Origin of the sequence: Thalassospira mesophila (assembly GCF_002115755.1) — a bacterium.
Taxonomy (GTDB): domain Bacteria; phylum Pseudomonadota; class Alphaproteobacteria; order Rhodospirillales; family Thalassospiraceae; genus Thalassospira; species Thalassospira mesophila.
Map to the genome: position 1 here is coordinate 1 of NZ_JFKA01000003.1, position 11,693 is coordinate 11,693.

General features: G+C 55.0%; 9 protein-coding genes. 4 read left to right on the top strand and 5 right to left on the bottom strand.

The window, feature by feature from the left end; genetic code table 11:
* The 3 genes from TMES_RS07895 to TMES_RS07905 form a co-directional block, all read right to left on the bottom strand.
* The coding region (locus tag TMES_RS07895; RefSeq protein ID WP_085581279.1) for a DctP family TRAP transporter solute-binding subunit at positions 1–915 on the bottom strand (915 nt) is incomplete at its 3' end.
* Between the two features lie 538 nt (positions 916–1,453).
* Entirely contained in the window at positions 1,454–2,812 is a 1,359-nt protein-coding gene (locus TMES_RS07900; RefSeq protein WP_425444045.1) for a sigma-54-dependent transcriptional regulator, read from the bottom strand.
* The gene (locus tag TMES_RS07905; RefSeq protein ID WP_085581281.1) at positions 2,809–5,049 is read right to left on the bottom strand and encodes a sensor histidine kinase; all 2,241 of its coding nucleotides are present in this window, start codon (positions 5,047–5,049) and stop codon (positions 2,809–2,811) included. The genes TMES_RS07900 and TMES_RS07905 overlap by 4 nt, the downstream gene beginning before the upstream one ends.
* A 239-nt stretch (positions 5,050–5,288) precedes the next feature.
* Here TMES_RS07905 and TMES_RS07910 point away from each other — a divergent pair, with 239 nt between their 5' ends.
* Both TMES_RS07910 and TMES_RS07915 read left to right on the top strand, forming a co-directional pair.
* Positions 5,289–6,323, top strand: a complete 1,035-nt coding sequence (locus TMES_RS07910; RefSeq protein WP_245835255.1) for a mitochondrial fission ELM1 family protein — start codon at positions 5,289–5,291, stop codon at positions 6,321–6,323.
* 153 nt (positions 6,324–6,476) lie between these two features.
* Positions 6,477–7,304, top strand: a complete 828-nt coding sequence (locus TMES_RS07915; RefSeq protein ID WP_085581283.1) for an aldo/keto reductase — start codon at positions 6,477–6,479, stop codon at positions 7,302–7,304.
* A gap of 64 nt (positions 7,305–7,368) precedes the next feature.
* Here TMES_RS07915 and hemN read toward each other — a convergent pair whose 3' ends face one another.
* Both hemN and TMES_RS07925 read right to left on the bottom strand, forming a co-directional pair.
* Complete coding sequence (gene hemN, locus TMES_RS07920) at positions 7,369–8,721, bottom strand: oxygen-independent coproporphyrinogen III oxidase (protein WP_085582031.1); 1,353 nt, start codon at positions 8,719–8,721, stop codon at positions 7,369–7,371.
* Positions 8,722–8,803: 82 nt separating this feature from the next.
* On the bottom strand, positions 8,804–9,232 hold the full coding sequence (locus TMES_RS07925) for an HIT domain-containing protein (RefSeq protein WP_085581285.1): 429 nt from the start codon (positions 9,230–9,232) through the stop codon (positions 8,804–8,806).
* Between the two features lie 222 nt (positions 9,233–9,454).
* On the opposite strand from TMES_RS07925, the gene TMES_RS07930 reads away from it, so the two are divergent.
* A complete protein-coding gene (locus tag TMES_RS07930; RefSeq protein WP_085581287.1) occupies positions 9,455–10,762 on the top strand; it encodes an NAD(P)/FAD-dependent oxidoreductase in 1,308 nt (435 codons plus the stop codon).
* A gap of 134 nt (positions 10,763–10,896) precedes the next feature.
* Positions 10,897–11,688, top strand: coding sequence for a 2-oxo-tetronate isomerase (gene otnI / locus TMES_RS07935; protein WP_085581289.1), 792 nt, complete (start codon positions 10,897–10,899; stop codon positions 11,686–11,688).
* Positions 11,689–11,693 lie beyond the last annotated feature (5 nt).

Genomic DNA, 11,693 nt, shown 5'->3' on the forward strand with positions numbered 1-11,693 from the left:
CGTCTGCCAGTCGGTGAACTGTGCATCGGACAATTCGACCAGTTCGGTTTCACCCGAATCAAGGACTTCCTTGCGTTGCTGTGCAGTCAGATCAGCCGACAGATCGTTGCCGTATTTGGTGGCTTCGGTCATTGCCTGGGTCAAGCCATCACGAATTTCCGGGTCCAGACCTTCCCACCATTTGGTCGAGGTAACGACCATATAGTCGAGCAAGCCATGGTTGGATTCAGTGATGTAATCCTGAACTTCGTAGAATTTCTGCGAATAGATGTTTGACCAGGTGTTTTCCTGACCATCAACAACGCCGGTCTGCAGGGCCGAATAGGTTTCCGAGAAAGCCATTTTCTGCGGGACGGCACCAACAGCTTCAAACTGTGCGGCAAGAACGTCCGAGCTTTGGATACGGAATTTCAGGCCTTTGGCATCGGTCGGTTCGCGCAGCGGCTTGTTGGCGGAAAGCTGCTTGAGACCATTGTGCCAATAGCCAACGCCGGTCAGGCCCTTGCTTGACATCGAGTTAAACAGGCCCTTGCCATCGTCGCTGTCCTGGAAGCAGGAAACGGCATTCATGTCTTTAAACAGGAATGGCAGGTCGTAAATGCCAAGTTTTTTGGTCCATTTGCCAAATTTGGCAAGTGACGGTGCGCCAAACTGAACATCGCCGCGCAGAATGGCCGGCAAAACCTTGTCGTCGTCAAAAAGCTGGGAGTTCGGATAGATTTCGACTTTGACCTTGTCGCCCAGAATTTCTTCTGCACGCTTTTTGAAATAGTCAGCTGCTTTACCCTTCGGGGTGTTCGGGGCAACAACGTGGGCGAATTTGATGATTTCCTGAGCCGAGGCATGGTAGGCCATGCCAAGACCAGCCATCATGGCAACGCTTGCAATCAGAATCTTTTTGGTAACCGGACGCATATATATTCTCCCTAAAAGCTTAATGCGTTTTCCCAATAGTGCGCCATTGAATCGGCGTCATTCTATCCCGCCGTAACAGGCGCTGCCCATTGTAAGCAACATTCGGGCCAGTTTGCTGTTCGCGCTATAACCATAAAGCATATCAGGTATTTGGCTTGCTTTTGGCTTATGGTGCATTGCAGCGTAAGCTGTTATTTTTGTTATGATTTCCGCACAAAGCAAATCTAATATGTGCGGTTTTTCGCACAGTGTTTTCGCGCTTTTCGGAAACCCCACACACAGCATGTGGGAAAATTCGCCGAAATACCAACGAAAAAAGGTCTAAATTATGCGCGCGGAGGTTTTGTTCGGCCTGTGGATGCGGGGCGGGTGCGGGTTGGGAGAAGCCCGGTCAGGTTGGGGTTGCTTTTATGGGGCCGCGAGGCCGTTTAAAACGCGGTGACGTGGCAGTGCACCCCCGCATTTGCCCGCTGTCACCGTGGCCACACACCAAATTGGCGGCGTGGGCCGATACGTCGTTATGCCAGAAGCAACCGGGCTATTCTGTGTCGGCCCGGTTGCGGAAACTGGCGGGAGAAATATCGTATTTTGCCAGCTTGTCGTAAAAGGTTTTACGTGGCACCCCAAGGGTGGAAACCGTGGCGGTGACGTTGCCGCCATGTTTGCGCAAGGCATCGCAGATCAGGTTTTTTTCAAATGCTTCGACCTGGCGGGGCAAGGGCAGGGTGGGGTCGGTTTCGCCGGTGGCGTCATTTGCCAGGGTATCAAGGCCCAGAACCCGGCGTTCGGCGGCATTGCGCAGTTCGCGCACATTGCCTGGCCAGTCATAACTGGAAAAACGCGCCAGTTCCTGCGGGTTTAACGGGTCAAAGCTGCGGCCAAAGCGGTCTTCGGCCTGTTTGAGGAAATGTGCAAACAATAGCGGGATATCATCCTTGCGATCCCGCAGCGGCGGGATATGCAGTTGAACCACATTGAGGCGGTAATAAAGATCCTCGCGAAACGCGCCGCGCGTTGCGGCATCGCGCAGGTCAACCTTGGTGGCGGCCACCACGCGCAAGTCAATCGGTTGCACGGTGTTTGACCCCAGCCGTTCGAGGGCGCGTTCCTGCAAAACCCGCAACAATTTTACCTGCAACGATAATGGCATGCTTTCGATTTCATCCAGAAAGACCGTGCCTTTGTGGGCAAATTCAAATTTGCCAATCCGTTTGCGATCCGCCCCGGTAAAGGCCCCGGCTTCGTGGCCGAAAAGTTCGGATTCAATCAGGTTTTCGGGCACCGCCCCGCAATTAATGGCAACAAATGGCCCGCTGCGCCCCGACATATCGTGCAGGGTGCGCGCGACAACTTCCTTGCCTGCCCCGGTTTCGCCGTTGATCAGGACATGGGCATTGGTGGTGGCGATATTGCCAATCAGCCCGCGCAGTTTTTCCATTGCCGGGGTACGGCCAATCAACCCGTTGCTGGCGGGAATGTGGCGGGCCAGTTCGGCCTTTAAGGCGCGGTTTTCGCTGATCAGGCGGCGATTCGCGCAGGCGCGACGGACAATGTCGATAAAATAATCCGGCGCGAACGGCTTTTCGATAAAATCAAAGGCACCACTGCGCATGGCCTTCACCGCGGTTGCCACATCGCCATGCCCGGTGACCAGAATAACCGGCAGGTCGGGGTCAATGGCAATGGTGTGCTCAAGCAATTCCATGCCGCTCATTTTGGGCATGCGAATGTCGGTCACCAGAATGCCGGGCCAGCCTTTGGCGATGCGGTCACGGGCCAGTTCGGGGCGCTCAAAACATTCGACCGGAATATCTGCCAGTTCCAGTGTTTGCTGTGCGGCTTCCCGCACATCGGCATCATCGTCAACAAACATCACATGTTCGCAGGGGTGGGTCACCGGTTATCCTTTGGTCGCAGCACAGATCGAAACACGCCTGTTCCCACCCCATGCACGCCCGTTGCCGTGATGGTTGATGGGGTGGAGGTGTTTTTTTCGGTTAGCAGTGCAAATTCATGGACGGGTGTTTTAGCACCGGCTTTGCCCGCCGTCGAGCCTGCCGCGCCATTGTATTGGTCATTGCGCCGGTCATTGCCGGTGCCGGTTTTGTCAGAAGGGCGCAATTCGACAATGAAACACGCCCCGCCATCGGGGGCGGGCAGGTTTTCCGCCCGGATGGTGCCGCCAAAACTGCGCAAGATACCGTAACAAATTGACAGGCCCAGCCCCAGACCATCGCCAAACTGTTTGGTGGTAAAAAACGGGTCAAACAGTTGCGGCATGGTTTGATCGGAAATGCCCGATCCGTTATCTGATACGCTGACAAATATCCGATCCGCGCCACGCGTGATGTTGAGCGTAATTCGTGCATCATCCTGGTCGCGGCTGGCATCGGCGGCGTTGGTCAGCAAATTGACAAAAACCTGTTCAAGCTGGGTTTCCTCGGCGGTGACAAAAATGCTGTGATCGGGGCGCGGGAAATCGATCACGGCATTGGCAACCCGGCCTGTTTCGCGCACCAGATCGACGGCCTTTTGAATGGCATGGGCCACATCAACCGGGCCGCTGTGATATTCGGGGCGGCGTGCGAATGTTTTTAAATGGTTGGTAATGCGCCCCATGCGTTCGGTCAGTTCGGAAATGCGGGTTAAATTGCGTTCCACCGGTTCGGTCTGGCCACGGGCAAAAAACTGGCGGGCGTTATCGGCATAGCTGCGAATGGCGGTTAGCGGCTGGTTTATTTCATGGGCAATACCGGCCGACATTTGGCCAAGGGCGGCGAGTTTGCCCGCCTGCACCAGGTCGGCCTGGGCGGTGCGCAGGGCATCTTCGGTGCGCTGGCGTTCGGTAATTTCTTCGGCCAGCCGCACATTGGTGTTCATTAAATCAGCGGTGCGCAGTTTTACCTGATGTTCAAGTTCACGCTGTGACCAGTCGCGAATTTCAAGCTGTTCGAGCATGGCACGCCGACGCTGTAACAGCATAAAAATTGTGCCCATAATAATAATGTGGATGGCACCGGCAATAAAGGCGGCCGCCAGAATGGACTGGTCCAGCACGGTTTTGTCGGTGAGCAAAAATATGCGCCAGCCCTGACGGGGCAGGGTGCTGCCGATGGTCAGGTATCGGGTGGTGGCGGGGGCTCTGGCCGATGCCGTCTGGCTGCCATCCGGCCCGGGCGGCGGAAACCCGGCCACTGAATTTCCCAAAGGGGCTGTGTGGAGTTTGGCCGGTTTCAGTGGCGGGGCGGCAATGTTTGTGCTGTTTACATCATTGGGGCGGTCGTCGCTGACGGGGGTGTCGTGCTCGACCGGGGTTTCGGTGGGAATTGATGCCAGTTCCAGCGTTGACATAACCCCGTCGCGCGGCCAGTCGCCCTTGGTTACCGGCATGGCGGTGAGCGGGTATTCGCCATATTTGCGCGATTTTAAAATATTGCGGCGTTGACCATCGGGCAGGCCGCGCAAATCGCGAAAGCGCCATTCCGGGTGCGATGAAATAATGACGATGCCGTTTTCATCTTCGACCAAAACACTTTCGCCACCCCGCGCCCAGCGGTTAACCAGCGTTTCAAGATGGGTTTTCACCACCATGACCCCGGCAATGTCGCGGCCATTGGTTAAAACCGGGTGGGAAATGTAATATCCTGGCACGTTTGAGGTGATGCCAAAGGCAAAATAATGCCCGGTATTGCCGCCCATCGCCTGTTTGAAATAGGGGCGAAACCCAAAATTGCGGCCAACAAAGGATGCATTGCTGTTCCAGTTACTTGCCGCAATGGTTTCGCCGGTATTATCCATAAAATAAATATCTGACGCACCACTGTCAGCCGCCAGTTTTTCCAGATAGCGGTTTACTTCGTTGGTATCTTCGGCAGTGGGGTGGTGCATGCCCGCCAGGGCAAGAATGCGCTTGTCCGATGCCAGCGTGATCGGCAGGTATTCGTGTTCCTTGATCGCCCCTTGCAGGTTGGAACGATAAAGTTCCAGCTTGTTGCGGCCTTCTTCTTCCAGCGTCACAATGCGGGTTTCGCGCCAGCCCTGCATGCTGATAAAAACGGTGACGGGCAACAAAAGCAACATGCCCACCAGCACAAGGCGCGCACTGCGGCGAACGGATTGCGACGTTTTTAACATGCGGCGGACATTTCCCGGGTTTATCGGCACTGTTATTGGCACAGCAGAACGGTTTGGCGGCTGGTCTGTAATATGCCCTGTTTACGCCAGTCTTGCGATAGTTTCATCCCTGTTTGCGCACGGTCATGCGAATGACGCTTCATTGCAATGATGTTGCGGGGGCTGGTAATTGTTTTTGCCTGTTTTATAACAGGGGGGATGGGCCACGTTCTGGCTGCCACGCGATGATGTGGGAAATAATGACAGATAGCGCAATGACCGAAACCGGGCAAAACCGGATCTGGGTTCTGGCCGATGATCGGCCGGGCAATGTCAATCAGGCAGTTGGCGTGGCCGAGGCCATGGCATATCCGTTTGAACGCATCGATATTTCCTATAGCAGTGCCGCGCGATTGCCTAATTTTATCCGCCGGGCATCCTTGCTGGGGATAACCCCGCGATCGCGCGAGAAACTGCATGCGCCGTGGCCGGAACTGGTGATTGCGGCGGGCCGCCGAACCGCCCCGGTGGCGCGCTGGATCAAACGGCAAAGCGGGGGCAAAACCCGGATTTGCCAGATCATGCGGCCCGATGGCGGCGAGAAGGATTTTGACCTTATCGCTGTTCCCGCCCATGACGGCGTAAAACCTTCTGAAAACGTTTTGGAAATTCCCGGTGCGCCGCACCGTATCAGTGAAACCCGGCTGGTGCTGGAAGGCAAGGCATGGCAGGGAAAATTCCACGGGATGCCTCATCCGCTAATCGCTTTGATTGTCGGGGGCAGTACCAAAAAAACCACCTTCACCGCCGCCATGGCCCGGGATGTGACGAAAACGGCGATTAACGCGGCGCGCAACAGTGGCGGGTCGTTGCTGGTTACCACCAGCCGCCGCACCGGGCGCGATAATGAAAGCCTGATGGCCGGATTGCTTGAAAAATCAGGCGTGCCGTTTCACCTGCATGGCTGGAACAGCACCGACGACAACCCGTATTTCGGGTTTTTGGCACTGGCCGATATTTTAATTGTGACGGGCGATTCCGTTTCAATGTGTTGCGAGGCCTGTGCAGCCTATGGCGGGGTTTATATTTATGCCCCCGATGGCATTGCCGCCCCGCGCCATCGTCGCCTGCATCAAAACCTGTTTGATCGTGGCTATGCCCGGCCTTTGGGGCAGGGGGCACCGTCTGGCGATGCGCAAGGGCCCGCGAAGCTGGAAGTTTTTCGGCATCCGTCATTGCAGCCCGCACGGCTGGTGGCACAGCGCTGCCTGGAGCTGATTGGCGAACGGGGCTGATCGGCATTTTGGGGCCCTGCAACGCGGTGCATGACCGACAGTTTGGAATTTAATTCGCAGCGCTTGTCCTTGCATGATTTCAGAATACACATAGGTTTCGGGTTGAAAAGAAGCGGGCGAAAGACCGCGAAAAAATCAACAAGGAGACTATGGATGCATAACGTAAAAGCCAATGGTGCCGATATCCCCGCTTTGGGGTTTGGCACGTTCCGCATGCCGGGCGAAGATGTGTTGCGCATTGTGCCCAAGGCACTTGACGTTGGCTTTCGCCACATCGACACCGCACAGATTTATGGCAACGAAGCCGAAGTGGGCAGCGCCATTGCCGGGTCATCCGTATCGCGCCACGATATTTTCCTGACCACCAAAGTGTGGGTCGACAAATTCCGCCATGACGATTTTATCGCCTCGGTCGAGGAAAGCCTGAAAAAGCTTAAAACCGACTATGTTGATTTGTTGTTGTTGCATTGGCCGAAAATGGACGTGCCGCTGGCCGAGCAGATTGGTGCCCTTAACGAAGTGCGCAAGGCAGGCAAGGTGCGCCATATCGGGGTCAGTAATTATAGCACCCAACTGATGGCCGATGCCGTAGCACTTAGCGATGCCCCGATTGTGACCAACCAGATCGAGGTTCATCCCTATATTGATCAGTCAAAAGTAATTGCTGCCGCAAAAGAGACAGGAATGTCGATTACATCCTATTACGCCATGGCCGATGGCAAGGTGTTTGACGACGATGTTTTGAAGGAATTTGGGGCCAAATATGGAAAATCCGTTGCGCAAATCGTTTTGCGCTGGGTGATCCAGCAAGATGGCCTGATTGCGCTTTCCAAAACCGTGGGCGAAAAACGGGTGGTGGAAAATTTCGATATCTTTGATTTTGAAATTTCGACAGCCGATATGCAGGCGATATCGGCACTGGCACGGCCAAATGGCCGGATTGTCAGCCCCGATGGTCTTGCCCCGGTATGGGATAACTGATTTGCCCCAGGCAATCAGGCTGCGGGGACTGGCGGTTTAAGTACCGCCAGTCCTTGTTTTTTGATCATACCGCCTGGGAATGGCGGTTTTGGCTGTGATCTAAAAAAGTATCAAACACCGCACAAACGGCGCGCACCAGCGGCCGACCGGCGGGCGTTACGGTGACGGTGTTGCCGTTAACCGTGGCAATTTCATCGACCGCCATTTTGCCAATTTCACCCAGTTCGTCGGCAAAGCGCGAAACCGGCACATTGTGAAGCGCACAAACTTCATCAAGATCAACCGAAAGATGGCACATCAACTCGTTGATGACATCACGGCGGATGCGGTCTTCGTCTGTAATGGCGATGCCTTTTTCAATCGCCATCAGGCCATCTTCAACAGAGCGTTTCCAGCGGGCCAAAGCCGGGTCGTTCTGCGCATATCCTTGCGGTAGCGACGAAATCGCCGACGGCCCCATGCCAATCAGGGCTTCGGCACGATCGGTGGTGTAACCCTGGAAATTACGGTGCAAATCACCCGCCAGCATGGCCTGCGCCATTTCATCGTCGGCACGGGCAAAATGGTCCAGTCCGATGGCAACATAGCCATGTTTGGCAAGCTGCTTTTGAATGGCATCATATTGCGCCCAGCGTTCCGATGTGCCCGGCAGGGCTTCGGTCGGGATCAGGTTCTGGTGTTTTTTCATCCATGGCACATGGGCATAGCCAAATACCGATAACCGGTCAGGGTTCAGCGTTACGGTTTTATCCACTGTATTCATCACGCCATCGATGGTTTGAAACGGCAGGCCATACATCAAATCAACATTGATGCCGGTCATGCCGCGCTCGCGCAAACCGGCCACCACACCGGCAACCAGTTCAAACGATTGCACGCGGTTAACCGCCTTTTGCACAGTGTCGTTAAAATCCTGCACCCCGATGCTGGACCGGGTAAAGCCGCAATCGCGCATAGCATCCATAAAATCGGGCTTGGCGGTGCGCGGGTCCATTTCAATGGCAATTTCGGCATCGGGCAAAATGTTAAAACCGTTTTGGATGTCACCCATAATGGTGCGCAAATGATCGGCACTTAAAATGGTGGGGCTGCCACCGCCAAAATGAATATGGGCCACCGGATATTTGCCGGGCAGGGCGGAAAGCACATTTTTAATCTCGGCGCGCAGCACATCAACATAGCTGCCTACCGGGCCGTAATGCTTGGTGATTTTGGTGTTGCAGCCACAAAACCAGCACATTTCTTCGCAATAGGGCACATGGAAATAAAGCGATAATGGCTGGGTTTGATCGAGTTCCGATAACCAGCGCCGATAAACCACACCATTTACCGCCGGGCTGAAATGCGGGGCGGTGGGATAGCTGGTATAGCGCGGCAGGCGTAAATCGTATTTCTGATGCAGGGCGGTGGATGTCATGGCAAATCTGGCCTCATCAATGTGATGACGCGTTTTTTGCATTATTCCAAATCTACCGCCTTGATATGCGTCAAGATAAGGATCAGACGGTGCGAAAGGCTGTGATCAGCTCGGCGCGCAGGGCCTCGATCCGGTCTTTGGCATCGTCTTCGCGAAACGGAAGCGATTGTCCGATACCCCAGACCGGGCCGGGCCAGGCCGGATCACCGGGAAAGCGCGCAACAACGTGACAATGCAGCTGTGGCACCATATTGCCCAGCATCGCAACGTTGGTTTTGTTCGATTCAAACAGGCGTTTCAGGATTTTGGATGTTTCGGCACATTCGCGCCCCAGCATCTCGCGTTCATCGGCGGTCAAATCATCATAATCGACCAGATCATTGCGACGCGGCACCAAAATAAGCCACGGATAGCGGGCGTCATTCATCATTAAAATACGCGAAAGCGGGCCCTCGGTTACCAGATCGGTATCGGCGGCAAGTTGCGGGTGCAGGCGAAATGGATCGGTCATGACAGGGCCCTGTTTGCGGTATCTGATAAGGCGACGTTTATATCAGCAAAGGATCGCCTTGTCGTGCGTGACGCGGGGTGTGGGCAAAATGTTGCATGCATCACATCTTGCATCACCGGCGGAACTGTCATTGCTTTCAGGCGTTTGTAAGGGGCCATGTCGGGGTGCTATGGTGCATTTCGAAACGTCATGGGGTCGGGTCCGTGATGGAGTTCAGATAATATGCCTGAAAAGATAATCGCAAAAACTGGCGACAAACCCCGCGTGATTATTGTCGGGGCGGGCTTTGGCGGGCTTGCCGTTGCGCGCCAACTGGTCGGCAAGGATGTCGAGGTTGTGCTGATAGACCGCAGCAACCACCATTTGTTTCAGCCCTTGTTATATCAGGTTGCCACGGCCGATTTATCGCCCGCCGAAATCGCCTGGCCCATTCGCAGCATTTTTAGCCACACGCCCAATGTGTCGGTTTTTCTGGGCGAAGTGACCGGCATTGATCTGGCAGGCAAAAGCATTATCGCGCGCGATCACCGGGTGGAATTTGATTATCTGGTGCTATCGACCGGGGCGGCGACATCCTATTTCGGGCATGATGATTGGGAAAAGGTGGCACCGGGCCTTAAAAATATTGGCGAGGCCACCGAAATTCGCAAAAGGTTGCTGTTGGCGTTTGAACGGGCCGAAAATGCCGAAAACGAAGAAACCCGCCAGCAATTTATGAATTTTGTGGTGGTGGGCGGTGGGCCAACCGGCGTTGAAATGGCCGGGGCAATTGCCGAACTGGCAAAACAGGCCTTATCCCACGATTTTCGCCGGATCGACCCGCGCGACGCCCGCATCATCCTGGCCGAGGGGGCCCCGCGCCTGTTGGGCGCATTCCCCGAAGATTTATCTGAATATACCCGCCAGTCGCTGGAAAAACTGGGGGTTGAGGTGATTTTAAACCAGCCGGTTAGCGACATTACCCCACAAGGCGTTCGGATTGGCGACGACTTTATACAAAGTGCCAATGTCATTTGGGCCGCCGGGGTCAAGGTTGACCACATGGCAGACTGGACCGGGGCCAAAACTGATCGGGGTGGACGGGTGGAAGTGACACCAGACCTTGCCATTCCCGGCTATCCTGATGCCTTTGTGATTGGCGATGCCGCCCATGTTGCGTGGCGCGACGGCCTGACGGTGCCCGGTATTGCCCCGGCGGCCAAACAAATGGGTAAATATGTTGGCAAGCGTATTCTTGATCGTATCAAGGGGAATAATACGCCGCCGTTTACCTATAAACATGCGGGCAATCTGGCCACAATTGGCCGTCACCGTGCCGTGATCGACTTTAACGGGTTTAAGTTAAAGGGCGTTTTGGCGTGGTGGGTATGGGGGCTGGCGCATATTTACTTTCTGATTGGCATTCGTGCCCCGGCACTGGTTTTGGTGCAATGGGCATGGAGCTATATTTTCCGCAAAAAAGGCGCGCGGTTAATTACCGGCCCGGTGGAACCTGACCCCGAAAAGACCGATGTGCATCGTCCGCTGTAACGCTTGCGAGGATATCCAAAAGGAGCATTTGCGCGTTTGTGGCGGTGAAGACGGATAAAATCGTCATTGACGACCGGGGCGGCTTGGGAAACCATACGGGTGTTTAAACAAACATTGGGAAAGGGGACCACGAGATGCCCCGTTTTTGTGCCAATCTGTCGTTTTTGTTTGCCGATCAGCCGTTTGAAAAACGCTTTGCCGCCGCGGCTGCTGCCGGGTTTAGTGGGGTGGAATATATTGGTGCCTATGACATGGCCATGGCGGCGATCAAACGGCAATTAACGGATAACGACCTGACCCAGGTTTTGTTTAATTTACCGCCTGGCGACTGGGATGCCGGAGATCGCGGGCTGGCCTGCCGCCCCGGACGGGAAGATGAATTTCGCGATTCCGTTTTCAAGGCCCTTGATTACGCAACCGCGCTTGATTGCGACATGCTTCATTGCATGGCGGGCAACATGGAAAAGGGCGAAGACCCCGGCGAACTGGCGCGGCTTTATTGCGATAATTTGTTATATGCCGCCGATGAAGCCGCCAAGGCAGGCGTCACCATATTGATCGAGCCGATCAACGGCATTGATATGCCGGGATATTTGCTCAATTCGGTCGAGCAGGCGGCCGTGATTATTGACCAGCTTGAACATCCCAATCTGGCGTTACAGTTTGATATTTACCATGCGCAGCTTGTGGGCGGCGACATTGCATCGCGCCTGGGCAAACACCTGCCCAAAATTCGTCATGTACAAATTGCCGGGGTGCCGGGCCGCCATGAACCCGACCGGGGCGAGCTGAATTGTTCGTTCCTGTTCTATCTGCTCGACCGGTTGGGATATGAGGGCTGGATTGGCTGCGAATACAAACCGCAAGGCACGACCGAGGAAGGCCTTGGCTGGCTTTCGCTGTGGCAAGGCAGTGTTTCGCCGTAAGGATG